13 protein-coding genes are annotated in these 19,219 nt (G+C 70.4%); 5 read left to right on the top strand and 8 right to left on the bottom strand.

Translation table 11 applies throughout. The features are described from left to right. Positions 1-18: 18 nt before the first annotated feature. The 5 genes from OG254_RS12950 to OG254_RS12930 all read right to left on the bottom strand — a co-directional run bounded on the left by OG254_RS12950 (position 19) and on the right by OG254_RS12930 (position 6,115). Positions 19-948, bottom strand: coding sequence for a branched-chain amino acid ABC transporter permease (locus OG254_RS12950; protein WP_405580888.1), 930 nt, complete (start codon positions 946-948; stop codon positions 19-21). A gap of 113 nt (positions 949-1,061) precedes the next feature. Then, positions 1,062-2,291 (bottom strand): branched-chain amino acid ABC transporter substrate-binding protein, encoded by a 1,230-nt coding sequence (locus tag OG254_RS12945; protein ID WP_405580886.1) that lies wholly within the window; start codon positions 2,289-2,291, stop codon positions 1,062-1,064. 481 nt (positions 2,292-2,772) lie between these two features. After that, complete coding sequence (locus tag OG254_RS12940) at positions 2,773-3,180, bottom strand: hypothetical protein (protein WP_351193436.1); 408 nt, start codon at positions 3,178-3,180, stop codon at positions 2,773-2,775. Between the two features lie 91 nt (positions 3,181-3,271). Continuing rightward, a complete protein-coding gene (locus OG254_RS12935) occupies positions 3,272-3,760 on the bottom strand; it encodes a hotdog fold thioesterase (RefSeq protein WP_147996610.1) in 489 nt (162 codons plus the stop codon). A gap of 60 nt (positions 3,761-3,820) precedes the next feature. Then, positions 3,821-6,115 carry an FdhF/YdeP family oxidoreductase gene (locus OG254_RS12930; protein WP_405580883.1) on the bottom strand — a complete coding sequence of 765 codons (2,295 nt, stop codon included), beginning with the start codon at positions 6,113-6,115 and terminating at the stop codon, positions 3,821-3,823. Positions 6,116-6,297: 182 nt separating this feature from the next. On the opposite strand from OG254_RS12930, the gene polA reads away from it, so the two are divergent. Then, the gene (polA, locus tag OG254_RS12925) at positions 6,298-9,024 is read left to right on the top strand and encodes a DNA polymerase I (RefSeq protein WP_405580881.1); all 2,727 of its coding nucleotides are present in this window, start codon (positions 6,298-6,300) and stop codon (positions 9,022-9,024) included. Between the two features lie 546 nt (positions 9,025-9,570). On the opposite strand, the gene OG254_RS12920 is transcribed toward polA, so the two are convergent. Further along, the gene (locus tag OG254_RS12920; protein WP_405580879.1) at positions 9,571-10,431 is read right to left on the bottom strand and encodes a DUF4184 family protein; all 861 of its coding nucleotides are present in this window, start codon (positions 10,429-10,431) and stop codon (positions 9,571-9,573) included. Between the two features lie 316 nt (positions 10,432-10,747). Between OG254_RS12920 and OG254_RS12915 the strand changes: the two genes are divergently transcribed. From OG254_RS12915 to OG254_RS12905, 3 genes are all read left to right on the top strand, one after another. Further along, positions 10,748-12,496: a lytic transglycosylase domain-containing protein gene (locus tag OG254_RS12915; protein ID WP_405580877.1), complete on the top strand. Its 1,749-nt coding sequence runs from the start codon at positions 10,748-10,750 to the stop codon at positions 12,494-12,496. Positions 12,497-12,662: 166 nt separating this feature from the next. Then, complete coding sequence (locus OG254_RS12910) at positions 12,663-12,797, top strand: SPW_0924 family protein (protein ID WP_147996614.1); 135 nt, start codon at positions 12,663-12,665, stop codon at positions 12,795-12,797. 25 nt (positions 12,798-12,822) lie between these two features. Next, complete coding sequence (locus OG254_RS12905; RefSeq protein ID WP_405580874.1) at positions 12,823-13,815, top strand: DUF3068 domain-containing protein; 993 nt, start codon at positions 12,823-12,825, stop codon at positions 13,813-13,815. Here OG254_RS12905 and hrpB read toward each other — a convergent pair. Both hrpB and OG254_RS12895 read right to left on the bottom strand, forming a co-directional pair. After that, positions 13,805-16,309, bottom strand: coding sequence for an ATP-dependent helicase HrpB (gene hrpB, locus OG254_RS12900; RefSeq protein ID WP_405580872.1), 2,505 nt, complete (start codon positions 16,307-16,309; stop codon positions 13,805-13,807). The two genes, OG254_RS12905 and hrpB, sit on opposite strands and share 11 nt — an antisense overlap. Before the next feature lie 4 nt (positions 16,310-16,313). Further along, positions 16,314-17,162: a class I SAM-dependent methyltransferase gene (locus tag OG254_RS12895; protein ID WP_405594965.1), complete on the bottom strand. Its 849-nt coding sequence runs from the start codon at positions 17,160-17,162 to the stop codon at positions 16,314-16,316. A gap of 404 nt (positions 17,163-17,566) precedes the next feature. Between OG254_RS12895 and rpsA the strand changes: the two genes are divergently transcribed. Beyond that, positions 17,567-19,069: a 30S ribosomal protein S1 gene (gene rpsA, locus OG254_RS12890; protein WP_351193417.1), complete on the top strand. Its 1,503-nt coding sequence runs from the start codon at positions 17,567-17,569 to the stop codon at positions 19,067-19,069. Positions 19,070-19,219 lie beyond the last annotated feature (150 nt).

The raw sequence follows: 19,219 nt of genomic DNA, 5'->3' as shown, positions 1-19,219 counted from the left end.
TCTCGGTGGTCATGGGTATCACGCCCGATCCGCGACGCGTTCGCCGAGCAGACCTTGTGGCCTGAACAGCAGGACGAGGATGAGGAGGGCGAACGCCCACACGTCCTTCCAGGCGCCGCCGCCGAAGAGGTCCATGCCGGGGATGTCGCCGATGTAGCCGGTGGCGAGGGACTCGGCGACGCCGAGGACCACACCGCCGAGCATGGCGCCGTAGATGTTGCCGATACCGCCGAGCACGGCTGCCGTGAAGGCCTTGAGGCCCATCAGGAAGCCCATGCGGAAGCCGACCTGGCCGTTCTTGAGGCCGTAGGCGACGGCGGCGATGGCGGCGAACGCGGCACCGATGGCGAACGCCATCACGATGATGCGGTCGGTGTTGATGCCCATCAGCTTGGCCGTGTCGGGGTCCTGAGCGGTGGCCTGCATGCCGCGGCCGGAGCGCGTCTTGTTGACGAAGAGGCCCAGGGCGATCATGCACACCGGGGCGGCTATGAGAACGAAGAGGTCACCGCGCTGGATGTTGGCGCCCAGGACGTCGATGGGGCCGCCTTCGAACTGCGGGAAGGGCTGGTCCTTCTTCGCGTCCGGGTACCACATCCACACGGCCTGCTGCAGGACGATGGACAGGCCGATGGCGGTGATGAGGGGTGCCAGCCGTGGCGCGGTGCGCAGTGGCCGGTAGGCGAACCGTTCCGCCGCCGTGCCGACGGCGACCGAGACGAGGACGCCACCGATGATCATGAGGGGGACTGCAGCCCCGAGGCCGAAGCCCTCGGGGAGTACCAACCAGACGGTGAGGGCCCCGAAGCCCCCGACCATGAAGATCTCGCCGTGGGCGAAGTTGATGAGCTGGACGATGCCGTAGACCATCGTGTAACCGATCGCGATGAGTCCGTACATCGCGCCGAGGATGAGTCCATTGGCCAGCTGTTGCGGCAGTTCGTTCACCGCAGGGCCTCCGTGGAGTGGTTCGGATATGGCGCCGCGCGGGAGCGCTGATGGGCGATCCCGCGCGGCCTGGATCAATGTGTGTTCTGTGGAGTGCTCTTACTCGTCCTCTGCTAGCCCAGCTTGGGCTCGCCGCTGAACTCCGGCGCCCACGCGTTGCTCTTGACCTTGTACGCGGTCATCGTGTGGTTCGTGGTGTCACCGAACTCGTCGAACGAGATGGTGCCGGTGACGCCGTCGAACTTGACCTTCGCCATGGCGTCCAGGACAGCCTTGCGGCCCTCGGACGGGACCTTGCCGTCGTTGCCCTCGACCGCCAGCTTGACGGCCTCGATGATCGACCAGGTGGCGTCGTAGGTGAGGCCGCCGTACGCCTCGTAGGCGTCCTCGTAGCCGCCCGCCTCGTAGTCCTTGATGAACGTCTTGGCGGAGTCGAGCTGCTCGACCGGCTTGCCCACGGAGGTCGCGAGGTCGCCCTCGGCCTTCTTGTTCAGCTTCGGGAACTCGCCGGAGTAGATGCCGTCGCCGCCCATGAGCGGGATCTTCTGGCCGCTGTCCTTGAGCTGCTGGCTCAGCGGACCGGCGGCCGGGTACTCGCCGCCGTAGTACAGGGCCTCGGCGCCGGTCTTCTTGATCTTGGCGACCACGGCGTTGAAGTCACGGTCGTCGGGGTTGATGTGGTCGCTGCCGACGATCTGACCACCGAACTTGGTGAAGTTCGCCTTGAAGGAGGCGGCGAGGCCGGCTCCGTAGGTCTTCTGGTCGTCGATCAGGTAGACCTTCTTGAGCTTCGCCTGGTTGTACAGGTAGTCCGCCGCGAAGGCACCCTGGATCTCGTCCGTGGTGGCCGTGCGGAAGAAGGTCTTGAACTGGCGGACCGAGTCGCCGGTCTTCCAGCCGTCGCCCTGGGTCAGCTCGGTGCCGGTGTTCGCCGGGGAGACCTGGGTCAGGCCGGCGTCGCTGAACGGCTTCTGCATCTGCTGCGACACGCTGGAGTTCAGCGGGCCGACGACGCCGAGGACGTCCTTGTCGCTGATGAACTTCTGGGCGTTCTGCTGGCCCACGGAGGGCTGCGCCTGGTCGTCGAGGGCTTCGATCTTGAACTCGACGCCCTTGACGTACTCCTGCTTGTTGGCTGTCTTGGCGGCGAGGTCGGCGGAGTTCTTGATGCCGAGGCCGAGGGCCGACAGGTCGCCGGTCAGCGGGGCGTCGACACCGATCACCACAGTGGTCTTGTCGCCGTTGCTGCTGCCGCCGTCGTCGTCACGCGACCCACAAGCCGTGAGTGTCAGCGATCCCGCCGCGAGCGCGGCGGTTATGGCGATGATCGAACGTTGACGCACGAATCAGGTCCTTTCCCTGGCACGGCGGCTCCCCATGGAACTCGCCGAGTCGAGCGCTGGGCCGAAGTGACTTCGAATCCGATGGCGCGGTGACTGGCGGTGACTCTAAGCGCGGGTGGGGAACATGGAGGAGGTTCTGACCAAGGCTGTGACGCTCTTGTTATGACACGGGGTAACGCAGAGCGGTACTCCATGGGGGGAAGAGCGGATTTCCGGCCGATTCGCCCTGTCCACATTGTGAGAACTCGCAGCGTTCGCGCGTAGCTTCTTCACGAGTGTTCACGCGTTTTGGTGATTACCGAGGTTGTTGCTGGAGGCTACCAGGGGGCCTCGGTCGCCTTGCGTGAAAGATGACCACTCCAGGGGAACTGCTGGTTCGTATTGCATCCGTATTACACAGAGTTACGAATGTGATAGGTGCTCGGCCGCCCCCGGCTTTTCATGCATGGGGCATCGAAATGTGGAATTGGGGATTGCTCGGTCAGCCCCATGGACCTCCGGTCGGCTCGCCGTCGCGGTACCGCTCCTCGCACAACTCGCGGGCCCTGCGGTCGATCAGGCGGTCCGCCGCACGCGCGTCCGCGCGCTCGCGCTCGGCCCGCGCGCCGTCCACGACCTTGCGCAGGATCTCGTACTGGCCGTCGGACAGGCCCATCGACTGATAGTCGCCGTACGTGTCGCCGGTCAGGGACCGGCGTGCCCAGTACCCGACGATGTGCGCGCACAGCTGCGCGGGCGCAGTCGCCGACGGGGAGGGGGAGTTGGCGCTCGCCCGGGGCTCGGGCGCGTCGGCCCGGGTGCCCGGCTCACCGCAGCCGGCCGCCAATACGGCGGCCAGCAGCGCCGGTCCGAGCGCGGCCCCCTTGCGGCGGGGTCCTCCCGTCGTCATGCCCCGACGGTATGCCGTCGGGCGCCGCCGTTTCAACGGCCGCGAAAAGCAAGGGGGTTGTGGTCACGCCCGCGTCGTCGGGACGTCGACGTCAGTTCGCCGACCGGAGGTGCTCGCCGTCGCCCGGCTTCACGTCGCGCAGCAGGCAGGTGAGCCGTGCGCTGCACACCCGTCGCCCCTCCTCGTCGCTGATCACGATCTCGTACGTCGCCGTCGAGCGGCCCTGGTGCAGCGGTGTGGCCACGCCCGTGACGAGGCCGGAGCGCACGCCCCGGTGGTGGGTGCAGTTGAGGTCGACGCCGACCGCGATCTTGGAGGTGCCGGCGTGCAGCATCGACCCCACCGACCCGAGCGTCTCGGCGAGCACCGCGGACGCGCCGCCGTGCAGCAGCCCGTAAGGCTGGGTGTTCCCCTCCACCGGCATGGTCCCGACGACCCGCTCCGCGGACGCCTCCACGATCTCCACGCCCATGCGCGTACCGAGGTGCCCGGCGGAGAACAGGGCCGGCAGGTCGACACCGAGCGCGGCGTACTCGTCTATGACGTCCTGCGGGAACTTCACGTGCTGCTGCTCGCCCATGGGTCCGGCTCCGTTTCGTGGTGCTCAGTCGCTCGTCCTGCCCGTCGACTGAGCAAACGCTCAGTCGGTCGCCGATTGTTCCAGACGTACGACGACGGACTTGCTGGCCGGGGTGTTGCTGGTGTCCGCGGTGGCGTCCAGCGGGACCAGCACATTGGTCTCCGGGTAGTACGCGGCCGCGCAGCCGCGGGCCGTCGGATAGTGCACGACCCGGAAGCCGGGCGCCCGCCGCTCGACGCCGTCCTTCCACTCGCCGACCAGGTCGACGTAACTGCCGTCGGCGATGTTCAGCCGCTGTGCGTCCTCGGGGTTGACCATGACGACCCGGCGGCCGTTCTTGATCCCCCGGTATCGGTCGTCGAGGCCGTAGATCGTGGTGTTGTACTGGTCGTGCGACCGCAGGGTCTGCAGCAGCAGCCGGCCCTCCGGAACCTCCGGGTACTCGACCGGGGCCGCGGTGAAGTTGGCCTTGCCGGTCGCCGTCGGGAAGCGGCGCTCGTCGCGCGGGGCGTGCGGGAGCGTGAAGCCGCCGGGGTGGGCCACGCGCGCGTTGAAGTCCTCGAAGCCCGGGATCACGCGCGCGATGCGGTCGCGGATCGTCGCGTAGTCCTTCTCGAACTCCTCCCAGGGCGTGCGGCTGGCCTCGCCGAGCACGCGGCGTGCCAGGCGGCACACGATCGCCGGCTCGGACAGCAGGTGCGTGCTCGCGGGCTCCAGGCGGCCTCGGGAGGCGTGCACCATGCCCATCGAGTCCTCGACGGTCACGAACTGCGCTGTGCTTTTCCCGTTCGGGCCGACCTGCAGGTCACGCTCTGTGCGGCCCAGCGTCGGCAGGATCAGCGCGCGGGCGCCCGTGACCGCATGGCTGCGGTTGAGCTTCGTCGACACGTGCACGGTCAGCCGGGCACGCCGCATCGCCGCCTCGGTGACGTCCGTGTCGGGCGTCGCGGCCACGAAGTTGCCGCCCATCGCGAAGAAGACCTTCGCCTCGCCGTCGCGCAGCGCGCGGATGGCCCGTACGACGTCGAAGCCGTGCTCGCGCGGGGGCGCGAAGCCGAACTCCTTCTCCAAGGCGTCCAGGAAGGCCGGGGCGGGCCGCTCGAAGATGCCCATCGTGCGGTCGCCCTGCACGTTCGAGTGGCCGCGCACCGGGCACACTCCCGCGCCCGGGCGGCCGATGTCGCCGCGCAGCAGAAGGAAGTTGACGACCTCGCGGATCGTCGGCACCGAGTGCTTGTGCTGGGTGAGGCCCATCGCCCAGCACACGATGGTGCGCCGGGAGGCGAGGATCATCGCCATGGCCTTGTCGATGTCCGCGCGCGTGAGGCCGGTCGCCGTCAGAGTCTCGTCCCAGTCCGCGGTGCGGGCGGCCTCGGCGAACTCCTCGTAGCCGTGGGTGTGTTCGCGCACGAACTCCTCGTCGACCGCGCCCTCGGTCTCGAGGATCAGCTTGTTGAGGAGGCGGAAGAGGGCCTGGTCCCCACCGATGCGGATCTGGAGGAACAGGTCGGTGAGCGCGGCGCCCTTGAGCATGCCCTGCGGGGTCTGCGGGTTCTTGAAGCGCTCCAGGCCCGCCTCGGGCAGCGGGTTGACCGTGATGATCTTCGCGCCGCTCGCCTTGGCCTTCTCCAGGGCGGAGAGCATGCGCGGGTGGTTCGTGCCCGGGTTCTGGCCGGCGACGATGATCAGCTCGGCCTTGTACAGATCGTCGAGCAGGACGCTGCCCTTGCCGATGCCGATGGTCTCGGAGAGGGCCGACCCGGACGACTCGTGGCACATGTTGGAGCAGTCCGGCAGGTTGTTCGTGCCGAGCTCGCGCGCGAAGAGCTGGTAGAGGAACGCGGCCTCGTTGCTGGTGCGGCCGGAGGTGTAGAAGACGGCCTCGTCGGGGGAGCCGAGGGCCGTGATGTCCTCACCGATGATGTCGAAGGCGCGCTCCCAGGACACCGGCTCGTAGTGCGTGCCGCCCTCGGGGAGATACATGGGGTGGGTGAGCCGCCCCTGCTGCCCCAGCCAGTAGCCGCTCCTGGTCGCGAGGTCCGGGACGGAGTGCGCGGCGAAGAACTCCGGGGTGACCCGGCGCAGGGTGGCCTCCTCGGCCACCGCCTTCGCGCCGTTCTCACAGAACTCCGCCTTGTGCCGGTGGTCCGGCTCCGGCCAGGCACACCCCGGGCAGTCGAAGCCGTTCTTCTGGTTGACGCTCAGCAACGTCAGCATGGTGCGCTTCACGCCCATCTGCTGCTGTGCGATGCGCAAGGTGTGCCCGATGGCCGGCAACCCCGCCGCCGCATGCTTCGGCTCGGCGACCTGCGGCGCGTCCTGAACCGGATCACCCTTGGGCGGCTTGGTGGCCATCGCGCACTCCTCTTTGTGTACACGTGTGAGGTACATCTCCGATCCTCGCACGCGGTACCGACAACGCGGGTGGGGGGCCCGGCACCCGTATTCCCCGTGCGACCCCTCGCGCGCACCCCGTCCGAGCAGCCGTACCCCCCGATGGGAACCGACTGTCAGTGGGGCGTGGCAGGATCGGGGGCGTGGCAGAGACAGCATCGAAGAAGACCGACAGCAACCCCGGTGGCAGCCGGCCCCGCCTGATGCTCATGGACGGGCACTCGCTGGCCTATCGCGCGTTCTTCGCGCTCCCCGCGGAGAACTTCACGACCGCGACGGGCCAGCCGACGAACGCGATCTACGGCTTCGCGTCGATGCTGGCCAACACCCTGCGCGACGAGGCGCCCACGCACTTCGCCGTGGCCTTCGACGTGTCCCGCAAGACCTGGCGCTCCGCGGAGTTCACGGAGTACAAGGCGAACCGCTCCAAGACCCCGGACGAGTTCAAGGGCCAGGTCGAGCTGATCGGCGAGCTCCTCGACGCGATGCACGTCTCGCGCTTCGCGGTCGACGGCTTCGAGGCCGACGACGTGATCGCCACCCTCGCCACCCAGGCCGAGGCCGACGGCTTCGAGGTGCTGATCGTCACCGGCGACCGGGACTCCTTCCAGCTGGTCAGCGATCACACCACGGTGCTGTACCCGACCAAGGGCGTCTCCGAGCTGACCCGCTTCACCCCGGAGAAGGTCGTCGAGAAGTACGGCCTGACGCCCGCCCAGTACCCCGACTTCGCGGCCCTGCGCGGCGACCCGTCCGACAACCTGCCGGGCATCCCGGGCGTCGGCGAGAAGACCGCCGCGAAGTGGATCAACCAGTTCGGTTCGTTCGCGGAGCTGGTCGAGCGCGTCGAGGAGGTCAAGGGCAAGGCCGGGCAGAACCTGCGCGACCACCTGGAGGCCGTCAAGCTCAACCGCCGGCTCACCGAGCTGGAGCGCGCCGTCGAGCTGCCCAAGACCGTCACCGACCTCGCCCGCGAGCCGTACGACCGCAAGGCCGTCGCGCTGGTCCTGGACACCCTGGAGATCAGGAACCCGTCCCTGCGTGAGCGGCTCTTCGGCGTCGACCCCGGCGCCGAGGAGGCCGAGGCCACCCCGATCGCCACCGAGGGCGTCGAGCTGGACGGCTCGGTGCTCGGCACCGGCGAGCTGGGCCCCTGGCTCACCGAGCACGGCGGCGGGCTCCTCGGCGTCGCCACTGTCGACACCTGGGCGCTCGGTGCCGGCTCGGTCGCCGAGGTCGCGCTCGCGGCGGCGGACGGCACGGCCGGCTGGTTCGACCCGGCGCAGCTGGACGAGACCGACGAGAAGGCGTTCGCGGCCTGGCTGGCCGACGCCGCCAAGCCCAAGGTCTTCCACAACGCCAAGGGCGCGATGCGCGTCTTCGCGGAGCACGGCTGGAGCATCGAGGGCGTGCGCATGGACACCGCGCTCGCCGCCTACCTGGTCAAGCCGGGCCGCCGCTCCTTCGACCTGGACGCGCTGTCCCTGGAGTACCTGCACCGCGAGCTCGCCCCGGCCGCCGCGGCCGACGGCCAGCTGGCTTTCGGCGCGGACGACGGCGCCGAGGCCGAGGCCCTGATGATCCAGGCCCGCGCGGTCCTGGACCTGGGCGAGGCCTTCGAGAGCCGTCTGGAGGAGGTCGGCGCCGCGGATCTGCTGCGTGACATGGAGCTGCCGACCTCGGTCCTGCTGGCCCGCATGGAGCGGCACGGCATCGCGGCCGACCGGGCCCACCTGGAGGCCATGGAGCAGATGTTCGCGGGCGCCGTGCAGCAGGCCGTGAAGGAGGCGCACGCGGCCGCAGGGCACGAGTTCAACCTGGGCTCGCCCAAACAGCTCCAGGAAGTCCTCTTCGGCGAGCTGGCCCTGCCCAAGACGAAGAAGACGAAGACGGGCTACACGACGGACGCCGACGCCCTGGCCTGGCTGGCCGGCCAGACCGACAACGAACTGCCGGTCATCATGCTCCGCCACCGCGAGCAGGCGAAGCTGCGCGTCACCGTCGAGGGCCTGATCAAGACGATCGCGTCGGACGGCCGTATCCACACCACCTTCAACCAGACGGTGGCCGCGACGGGCCGTCTGTCCTCGACGGACCCGAACCTGCAGAACATCCCGGTCCGCACCGACGAGGGCAGGGCGATCCGCCGGGGCTTCGTGGTCGGCGAGGGCTTCGAGTCCCTGATGACCGCGGACTACAGCCAGATCGAACTGCGTGTGATGGCCCACCTGTCCGAGGACGAGGGCCTCATCGAGGCGTTCACCTCGGGCGAGGACCTGCACACCACGGCCGCCTCACAGGTATTCGCCGTGGAGCCGGCCGCGGTGGACGCGGAGATGCGCCGCAAGATCAAGGCGATGTCGTACGGCCTGGCCTACGGTCTGTCGGCCTTCGGCCTCTCGCAGCAGCTGAACATCGACGCGGGCGAGGCCCGCGCCCTGATGGACGCCTACTTCGAGCGCTTCGGCGGCGTCCGGGACTATCTGCGCCGCGCGGTCGACGAGGCACGGGCGACGGGCTACACGGCCACGCTCTTCGGCCGCCGCCGCTACCTCCCCGACCTCAACAGCGACAACCGCCAGCGCCGCGAGGCGGCCGAGCGCATGGCCCTCAACGCCCCCATCCAGGGCACGGCGGCGGACATCGTCAAGATCGCCATGCTCCATGTGGACCGGGCCCTGCGCGAGGAGAACCTCACCTCCCGCATGCTCCTCCAGGTCCACGACGAAATCGTCCTGGAAGTGGCCCCCGGCGAACGCGAGGCGACCGAGGCGGTGGTCCGCCGCGAAATGTCCAACGCGGTCCACCTCAACGTCCCCCTGGGCGTCTCGGTCGGATCGGGCCCGGACTGGGAGTCGGCAGCGCACTGAGGGCTCCGCTGGTGCCGTGACAGGCCGTCGTTCGTCTGCGGCGCCGTCGTGGCTGGTCGCGCAGTTCCCCACGCCCCTGGGCGGCGCGCGTGCCGGGCCGGGTTCAGCACCCCGCCCGGCCTGCAGCGCCCCGAAGGGGCGCGGGGCTGCATCGATTTGCGGCTCCGCCGCGTGGGCGCGACCAGCCCCCAACAACCCGCACGCCCAAACCGGCATCAACCAGCCAGACGCCCGGACCCGGCCCACCCCCCCCGGAGGGACCCGTCACTCACGTGGCCCCCGCAAAAGCGCCGCAGGCGACCCGCGCCCGTAAAGATGCGGTCATGGGTATACGCACGCTCCACCGCCGGACGGCCCCGGCACCGGCGCAAGCGACCGCCGATCAGCCCCCGTCACCGGCGCGGAAGCCGGTCGCGGCACTCGCCCCCGGCGCAAGCACCGCCCGCATCCCCGCCGACCCGATGAGCACCCTGCGACAAAGGACGGCAACCCTCAGGTACCGCCTGATCCGCACCGTCACGCTGCTCGTCGCGACCGCCCGCGCCCTCACCGAACGGCCGGACGGCTCGGCTCCCGCCCCGCACCATCCGCACCCGCACTGCCCGGGCGCGGAACCGGACGCCACACCCTGACCCCTACGCCGTACAGCACCAGCCCCAGGGCGAGCCCCGCGCCCGCCCCGAAGCACAGCGTCGGGATCAGCTCCCAGTACTTGGCGGTTGACCCCCAGTAGTCCCACCAGTGAGACGCCCGCTGCACCGCCGCCCCCGCGGCCAGTGCGCCGATCACCGCAACCGCGCACCACCGGTCCCGTACCGAAAGCGCCGGAACCCCGACCGGCGCGGCGGCCGGCGTCCGCCGTAGCGCCACGGTCACGAACGCGGCGATGACGACCGCGGCCACCGCCGAACCGCCGTACTGGAGGTACCAGTACAGCGGCGACCCCGCGATCTCCTCGCCCAGCACGGGAAACAGGCGCATTCCCCAGCGGTCGAGATGCGTGAACGCGTCCCACATGACATGGGTCAGCGCGCCGAGCACGGCCGAGCCGTACCAGCGCGCCGCAAGCGACGGCCGTACACGCGCGCGTGGCGCCCCGCAGCGCAGCAGCGTGGCCACCCGCGCCTGCCGCCGCACCGGCAGCAGCGCCACCAGCGGTTCACGCAGCAGGAGCCACAGCCCCACCAGCGCCCAGGCGACCACCACGTCGATGGTGAACACGCCCGCGAACGAGTGCGTGACATCGCCGAACTCCATCGCCCCGGGCAGGACACTCCCCGCGTAATAGGTCATGTCGGGAGCGAAGGAACCCGCCACCAACACGGCGGGTACGAGTGGGCCTCGGCCGGTTCCGTCGGTGCGTACGGCGGGCAGTACGGCCGCCGCGTGGCTGAGCGTGAACGGCAACGGGGCTCCTCGTGCGGGGTATTGACGGGACGGTCGATCCAGATCGTCGGACTAGCCAGTATGAGGGGCATACGACGGACAGCTCTCACATGGCCAAGCGGTAAAAATCGGGCGCCAACGGGTGACCGTGCAAAGGAAGTTGTCGTAGGGTCGCCTGGGTCGCCGCACCGGGGGACGTGCGGTCGAACAGATGAACAGCGACGAAGGTGTGCCGCGAGGGCAACTGTCGCGGCGAGTCGATCGTCACTACATGGGCGAGCACGGCGAGCTCGGCAGACAGATGGGCGCTCGGGCGTCCACGGGAGGGGTCCATTTCATGGCGGCGCAATTCGGCAGGCTCCGCAAGGGCGCGGTGAACACCACGGTCGCCGCGGTCGTGGTCGCGGCACTGGCCGCGTCGCAGGCTCCGGGAGTGATGACCGACGACGCCGGCAGAAAGATCACCACCGGCACCCAGCCCTCACCAGACACGCCCGCCGAGAACAGCGCGACCGGCAACTCGCCGTACTACACGGACCTGCCGCCGCTCAAGAGCCCCAACCCCTCGCCCACCACCGGCACCCCCGTCGCCCAGGGCGAGAGCGAGGCGGGCATCCCCGCGACCGTTCTCGACGCCTACAAGAAGGCCGCGACGGCCCTCCAGTCGGCCAAGCCCGGCTGCAACCTCCCCTGGGAGCTCCTCGCCGCGATCGGCAAGGTCGAGTCGGGCCAGGCCCGCGGCGGCCGCGTCGACGCCGCCGGCACCACGACCTCCCCGATCCTCGGCCCGCAGCTCAACGGCCTGGGCTTCGCGAACATCAGCGACACCGACGGCGGCGCCTACGACGGCGACAGCCGCTACGACCGTGCCGTCGGCCCCATGCAGTTCATCCCGTCCACCTGGGAGTGGGCCGGCCGCGACGGCAACGGCGACGGCAAGAAGGACCCCAACAACGTCTACGACGCCGCGCTCGCCGCCGGCCACTATCTGTGCCGCTTCGGCTGGGACCTGTCCACCAAGGGCGACCTCGACAGCGCGATCCTCAGCTACAACAACTCGCAGGACTACCTCAACCTCGTCCTGACGTGGCTGGAGTACTACCGCAAGGGCACCCACGAGGTCCCGGACGGCACGGGCACCCTCCCGTCCGACCGCAGCGACGACACGGCTGCCGCGAGCCCGACACCGACGACGCCCGCCACGCCGTCGGCGCCCAGCACGCCGACGACACCGAGCAGCCTCAAGCCCGGCGACAACGGCGGCTCCCCGAGCCCCGAGCCGACCCCGCCGAGCACGACCCCGCCCGGCACGACGCCTCCCACCCCCACCGACACGGTCGACCACCTGGAGGACGCGGGCACCGCCAAGCTCAGCGCGATGGCGGGCGATACCTTCGCCGAGAAGATCTCCGCGCGCGCCGAGACCAAGGCCGGCAAGGCAGTTCCCAAGGTCCGGGTCCGCTTCACGATCATCGGCGCCACCGACGCGACCTTCAGCACCGGTGAGAAGTACGCCACCGTCCTCACCGGCGGCACCGGTGAGGCGCTGGCGCCCGCGCTCAAGGCGGGCGAGAACACCGGCGAGTTCGTCGTCCGCGTCACCGTCGTCGGCCGCACGATCGCCGGTCTCGACTACAGGGCCACCGTCACCGAGCGCGCCGCCGACGCGCTGGCCCGCACCAGCGACACCGCGCTGACCTGCACCCCGGGCGGCGAGTTCGCCGACCAGGTCGAGGTGAAGGCGACCTACAAGGGCGCCGTCGCGGACAAGGTCGCGGCCACCGCCACGCTCATCAAATCGGCGGACGACCCGGCCGAGAACGACAAGGGCCCCTTCTTCAAGGACGCCGACGGCAAGGCCGTGCGCACCCTGACCGGCCTGACGACGGACGCGGACGGCCTGCTCAAGCTGCCGAAGCTGTACGCCGACGACGCGACCGGCACGTTCCTGCTCCGCATCAACACCGCGGGCGGTGCCACCCTGACCGTCGAGCTCAAGGTGGCCGCGGCCGAGACGTCGCCCAGCCCGACCCCGACGGACCCGGCGTCCGGCTCGGCCAGCCCGAGCCCGAGCCCGAGCGCGTAGCGCCACCGGCTTCCGAACGAAGGGCGCTCCTCCGCAGGCGGCGGACGGAGCGCCCTTCGTCTGTGTGCAACGTGTTCTCATCTCGCCCGCGCATTGCTACGGTGCCGAACCTGACGATGTATCAGATGTGCCGGACGAATCAGCTCCGGGGTTCCGGGAGGCCCGTATGCGCGCCCTGATCGCCGCCGCGACCGGTCTCGCCGCCGCGCTCGCCCTGGTCCTCGCGCTCACCGCGATGGGCTCACCGGCGGGCGAGACCTCCCCGAAGCCGCTGCTGACGACGGTGCCCGCACACCCGTAACCGCCCGTCCGGGAGGGAGGCCGAGATGCGCCGCAAGGCCGGCCTGATCCTGCTCGCCCTCGCCGTGTTCTTCGCGGCCCTGTCCCCGCTGCTGCGCTGGTACGCCTTCCCGCGCCTGGCCAAGATCCCGCCCGGCCAGTACCAGGACATGGTCCTGGAGGCGAAGGACGCGACCCTCCTCGACTACGGCACGATGAAGGCCCGCAAGGTCCCCAAGGTCACCATCGTGCAGACGCTGAAGGGCAACGTCGAGGAGTCGGAGAAGATCGAGCGGACGGCCGGGAAGGACGTCGTCGTCTGGGACGGCCTGTCCTATGTCCAGGGCCCAGACGGCAAGATGGTCTCCAAGATCCCCGAGCGCTACATCTTCGACGCCCACACCCAGGAACCCGTCCATGCCACCGGCGAGATGGTCGACGGCGATCCGGTCAAACGGCAGGGCATCGAGTTCAAGTGGCCCTTCCTGACGGAGAAGCGGGACTACGAGTACTTCGACGCCCAGGCCCGGATCACCGCCCCCATCCACTACAAGGGCACCCAGGACTTCCGCGGCGTCGAGGTCTACTACTTCGAGCAGACCATCCCGTGGACCAAGGTGAGGTTCCCCAAGACGATGCCGGTCGAGGGCATCACACCGGAGTCGGTCGCCAAGACCGGCACGACCATCTGGTACACCACCGTCCGCAAGTTCTGGGTCGAACCGCTCACCGGCGCCCCCGTCTACGGCGAGGAGATCCACAAGGAGGAACTGCGGGGCGGGACCCTCCTCGGCGGCCGCGACAAGGTGACGGCCTTCGCCGGCCACGTGAAGATGCGCGAGGACTACATCGACAGCACGGTCGACCTGGTCAAGTCCAACCGCACCCTGGTCCTGCTGATGACGTCGTACCTGCCCTGGGGCTTTTTGACCCTGGGCATCCTTCTCCTCGCGCTGTCCCTCTACCTGGAGGCACGCGGCCGTCGCCCCCGCGACCCGGAACCGACGAGGGACACCGAGCCGGAGCCGGTCAGCGCCTGAGCCGGGCGTTGGTGTGCCGGGTCGGCTCGGCGCCGGCCGGATCCTCGGGCCACGGATGCTTCGGATAGCGACCGCGCAGCTCCGCCCGTACGCCGTGGTAGCCGTCCTTCCAGAAGGAGGCGAGGTCGGCGGTGACGGCCGCGGGGCGCCCGGCGGGGGAGAGCAGATGGACGAGGAGCGGCACCCCGGCGACCCTCGGCGACTCGTGCAGGCCGAACATCTCCTGCAGCTTCACGGCGAGCACGGGCTGTTCGGGATTGCCGTAGTCGATCCGGATCCTGGACCCACTGGGTACGGTGATCCGCTCCGGGGCCAGCTCGTCGAGCCGTCCGGCGTCCCCCGAAGCCCACGGCAGCAGCCGTACGAGCGTCTCCCCGGCGTCGATCCGCGCCAGGTCGCCCCGCCGCCGGGCCCGCCCCAGCTCGGGCTCCAGCCACTCGTCCACGCGCGCGTGCAGCGCGTCGTCGCGGACGTCGGGCCACGGCTCCCCGAGGCGCAGGTGCAGGAACGCGAGCCGCTGCCGCAGTACGACGGCGTCGGACGACCAGCGCAACAGACCGAGCCCGTCCTGCCGCAGCCCTTCGAGGAGCGCGTCGCGTACGAGGACGGGGTCGGCGTCCTTCAGGTGCCGCACCGCGAGCTCGATCGCCCCGAGCCGCTCGACCCGCCGCGCGACGACGTCCCCGTCGGCCCAGTGCACCTCCTGGCCCTCGTCGTACAGCGAGGACGCCGCCGAGCGGGCCGTGTCCTCGTCCACCGCCGCGGCGAGCTGCACGCGTGCGTGCCCCTTGCCGACCGGACGGTCCGCCACGGCCACGGCGATCCACGGGGCACCGCGCAGGGGGCTGCCGTCACGCAGTTCGGCGCGCGTGCCGGACGCCATGAGGTAGGAACCGCCGTCGGCCTTGGCGACGCGCTCGGGGAAGGCGAGGGCGGCCACGAGGCCCGCGGTGCGGTCGTCCCCGCCGTGCGCCCCGGAGCGGTCCCCCACACCCTGCGTCCGCGCGCTCTCGCCGCTCGCCCGCAACCGCCGCACCTCCGCCCGCCACCGCCCCGCATAGGCGTCACCGCCCCGCCGGGCCGCCCGCAGCGCGGCAGCCAGGTCGTCCCCGTACTCCCTCGGGGCCTCCTCGCTCAGCAGCGCGACCACCTCGGCACCGGCGCCGGACGTGTCCAGCAGCGCCCGCCCCAGCCGGGGATGCAGGCCCAGCCGGGCCAGCGCGCCGCCCCGTGCCGTGGCCCGCCCGTCGGAGTCCACCGCCCCGATGGCCGCAAGGACGCTCCTCGCCGCCGCCATCGCCCCGCCCGGCGGCGGATCGAGCAGCGCAAGGCCATCGGCCTGGGGATCGCCCCAGCACGCCGCCTGCAACGCGAACGCCGTCAGGTCGGCCACCTTGATCTCCGGCGACGGGAAACGCGGCAGACGCGCGTCCTCGGCCTCCGCCCAGCAGCGGTACACCGCGCCCGGCGCCTCCCGCCCGGCCCGCCCCGCCCGCTGCCGCCCGGCCGCCTGCGACGCCCGTACCGTCGCCAGCGCGCTCAGCCCGCGCGCGTGGTCGACGCGGGGCTCCCGCGCCAGCCCGGAGTCGACGACCACACGCACCCCGGGGACGGTCAGCGACGACTCCGCCACCGATGTCGCCAGCACCACCCGGCGCCGCTCCCCGCCGGCCAGCACCGCGTCCTGCACGGCCGCCGGCGCCCGTCCGTGCACCTGGAGCACCTCGACGTCCCCGAGAGCCCCCAGCTGCCCGGCCACCCGCGCGATCTCGCCCACGCCGGGCAGGAAACACAGCACGTCCCCCGCCCGCTCGGCCAGCGCCCGCCGGACCGTCGACGCCACATGCGTCAGCAGCGCCGGGTCGACCCGCATGCCGTGCGGCGGCCGTACGGGACGCGTCGGCGGCGCCCACACCATCTCCACGGGGTGCGAGGTGCCCTCGGCCTCGACCACCGGCGCGTCGCCCAGCAGCCGCGCCCACCCCTGCGCGTCCGTCGTCGCCGACGCGGCCACCAGCCGCAGCTCCGGCCGCAGCGTCTGCCGTACGTCGCACAGGAACGCCGCCACCGTGTCCGCGTCCAGATGCCGCTCGTGGCACTCGTCGAGCACCACCACGTCCACGCCCGCGAGCTCCTGGTCGCGCTGAAGGCGCTGGAGCAGCACCCCGGTCGTGACGACCTCCACGCGCGCGCGGCGACCGACGACGCGCTCCCCGCGCACGGTGTAGCCGACGCTCTCGCCGACCTTCTCGCCCAGCAGCCACGCCATCCGCCGTGCGGCGGCCCGGGCCGCGATCCGCCGCGGCTCCGCGACGACGACCCGCCGGGTCGGCCCCTCGCCGAGCAGCCCCGCCAGCGCCAGCGGCACCAGCGTCGTCTTGCCGGTGCCGGGCGGCGCGACGAGCACCGCCGTGCCGTGCGCGTCCAGGGCGTCGGTCAGGCCGGGCAGGGCGGCGCGTACGGGCAGAACGTCCAGAGCGTCGTAACGGATCACGCTCTCAGTCTCGTACGCAGACGAAGATCGCCGTCCCCGGAATCAGGTTCCCGCGCAGCGGCGACCAGCCGCCCCACTCCGAGCTGTTCCAGGCCGGCCACTCCGGCTCGACCAGGTCCACCAGCCGGAACCCGGCGGCCACGACGTCCCGCACCCGGTCGCCGATCGTGCGGTGATGCTCGACGTACACCGCGCGGCCCTCGTCGTCCTGCTCCACGTAAGGCGTGCGGTCGAAGTAGGAGGCGGCGACGGACAGGCCCTCCGGACCCGGCTCGTCGGGGAACGCCCAGCGGATCGGGTGGGTGACGGAGAAGACGAAGCGACCGCCGGGGCGCAGCACGCGGCGCACCTCTTTGAGGACCAGCACCGGGTCGGCGACGAACGGCAGCGCGCCGTACGCCGAGCACGCCAGGTCGAAGGAGGCGTCGGCGAAGGGAAGGGCGCCCGCGTCGGCGCACACCAGGGGGAACGCGCCTCCGATGCGCAACGCGTGCTGGAGCTGGCGGTGGGAGAGGTCCAGGGCGACCGGGCGGGCCCCCTGCGCGGCCAGCCAGCGCGAGCACTGCGCGGCGCCGGCGCCTATCTCCAGGACCGCCTTGCCCTTGAGGTCCTCCGGCGGGCCGAGCAGCTCGGCCTCCACCTCGTCGAGGCCCTCGGGGCACCACACGAAACGGTCGTCGCCGAGGAACGTGCCGTGCTCGACCTGGTACTCGTCCGCGTTGCGGTCCCACCAGCCCCGGTTGGCACGGGAACTCTCGGCGACATCGGCCTGACGCCGGGTGGCCTCCGGTTCGAAGGAGTCGTCGGAGGTGTCAGTGGCGCCGGAGACATCGGCCGACACGTCGGACGCGATCTCGGGCGATACGGGCTCTTGGATGATCGGCTCCCTCGTCGTACTCTTCCGTCACCTGAATGGCGCTGCCCCTCGCGGCGGTGTCACGAAAGGGACTGCCCAAGGCCCACGTGGCCTCAAGAGACAGGTTTTGTGCCGGGTATGGGGCGATCCGCCCCGGGTGTGCGGCTTCGCGCATTGACCCTGCCCGGCTGCCCCCGTATGCTACAAGTTGCGCTGCGGGCCTGCGCACCTCAGACGTAGCAGGTCGCGCTCGCATCTGTTGTATGTCCCCTCGGTTTTCGAGGCGCCACCGTTTGTTTTGTGTGGCGCTTCCTTGGCTGTCCGGCTTCTTCAGAGCGAAACGGGCTCCCGGCGTAAGCAGTACCTACGACTTCAATGTCCGTACCGGAGCCCTTTCCCACATGACGAGCAGCACCGAGACCACCGCCACCACCCCGCAGGTAGCGGTCAACGACATCGGTAACGAGGAAGCCTTCCTCGCCGCGATCGACGAGACGATCAAGTACTTCAACGACGGCGACATCGTCGACGGCGTCATCGTGAAGGTCGACCGGGACGAGGTCCTGCTCGACATCGGTTACAAGACCGAAGGCGTTATCCCGAGCCGCGAGCTCTCGATCAAGCACGACGTCGACCCGAACGAGGTCGTCGCCGTCGGTGACGAGATCGAAGCCCTTGTTCTCCAGAAGGAGGACAAGGAAGGCCGCCTGATCCTCTCGAAGAAGCGCGCCCAGTACGAGCGTGCCTGGGGCACCATCGAGAAGATCAAGGAAGAGGACGGGATCGTCACCGGTACCGTCATCGAGGTCGTCAAGGGTGGTCTCATCCTCGACATCGGCCTCCGCGGCTTCCTCCCGGCCTCCCTGGTCGAGATGCGCCGTGTTCGCGACCTCCAGCCCTACGTGGGCAAGGAGCTCGAGGCCAAGATCATCGAGCTGGACAAGAACCGCAACAACGTGGTCCTGTCCCGCCGTGCCTGGCTGGAGCAGACCCAGTCCGAGGTCCGCCAGACGTTCCTCACGACCCTCCAGAAGGGTCAGGTCCGTTCCGGCGTCGTCTCCTCGATCGTCAACTTCGGTGCCTTCGTGGACCTGGGTGGCGTCGACGGTCTGGTCCACGTTTCCGAGCTGTCCTGGAAGCACATCGACCACCCGTCCGAGGTTGTCGAGGTCGGCCAGGAAGTCACCGTCGAGGTCCTCGACGTCGACATGGACCGCGAGCGCGTCTCCCTGTCGCTGAAGGCGACCCAGGAAGACCCGTGGCAGCAGTTCGCCCGCACCCACCAGATCGGCCAGGTCGTGCCCGGCAAGGTCACGAAGCTGGTTCCGTTCGGTGCGTTCGTCCGCGTGGACGAGGGCATCGAGGGTCTGGTCCACATCTCCGAGCTGGCCGAGCGCCACGTGGAGATCCCGGAGCAGGTCGTCCAGGTCAACGACGAGATCTTCGTCAAGGTCATCGACATCGACCTCGAGCGTCGTCGCATCAGCCTCTCGCTGAAGCAGGCCAACGAGTCCTTCGGTGCCGACCCGGCCTCGGTCGAGTTCGACCCGACCCTGTACGGCATGGCCGCGTCGTACGACGACCAGGGCAACTACATCTACCCCGAGGGCTTCGACCCCGAGACCAACGACTGGCTCGAGGGCTTCGAGGCTCAGCGCGAGGTGTGGGAGAACCAGTACGCCGAGGCGCAGACCCGCTTCGAGCAGCACCAGCAGCAGGTCATCAAGTCCCGCGAGGCCGACGCCGCTGCGGCGGCCGAGGGCGGCGACGCTGCGGGTGCGGCTCCGGCCGCGGGTGGCGGCGGCGGTTCGTACTCCTCCGAGGGCCCGGACAACTCCGGTGCGCTGGCCTCGGACGAGGCGCTTGCCGCGCTGCGCGAGAAGCTCGCGGGCGGTCAGAGCTGAACGCTGGCCGCTGAGGCTTAGCTGTTGACTGAGGGGCCGTACCTTTCGAGGTGCGGTCCCTCAGGCGTTTGTGGGTCGCTTTTCGGCTGCGGGCCGGTGGGGGCTTGTCGCGCAGTTCCCCGCGCCCCCAAAAGAGCGGGCGCGTTGGCC

It is taken from the genome of Streptomyces sp. NBC_01092, from assembly GCF_045039535.1.
Taxonomy (GTDB): Bacteria; Actinomycetota; Actinomycetes; order Streptomycetales; family Streptomycetaceae; genus Streptomyces.
This window is presented reverse-complemented; position numbering and strand designations above follow the sequence as displayed.

Bases quoted from the DNA above. Each gene is read 5' to 3' on its own strand.
- OG254_RS12940 (WP_351193436.1), bottom strand. From the start codon at position 3,180: ATGACGACGGGAGGACCCCGCCGCAAGGGGGCCGCGCTCGGACCGGCG.
- OG254_RS12935 (WP_147996610.1), bottom strand. From the start codon at position 3,760: ATGGGCGAGCAGCAGCACGTGAAGTTCCCGCAGGACGTCATAGACGAG.
- OG254_RS12930 (WP_405580883.1), bottom strand. From the start codon at position 6,115: ATGGCCACCAAGCCGCCCAAGGGTGATCCGGTTCAGGACGCGCCGCAG.
- OG254_RS12915 (WP_405580877.1), top strand. From the start codon at position 10,748: ATGGCGGCGCAATTCGGCAGGCTCCGCAAGGGCGCGGTGAACACCACG.
- OG254_RS12910 (WP_147996614.1), top strand. From the start codon at position 12,663: ATGCGCGCCCTGATCGCCGCCGCGACCGGTCTCGCCGCCGCGCTCGCC.
- OG254_RS12905 (WP_405580874.1), top strand. From the start codon at position 12,823: ATGCGCCGCAAGGCCGGCCTGATCCTGCTCGCCCTCGCCGTGTTCTTC.
- rpsA (WP_351193417.1), top strand. From the start codon at position 17,567: ATGACGAGCAGCACCGAGACCACCGCCACCACCCCGCAGGTAGCGGTC.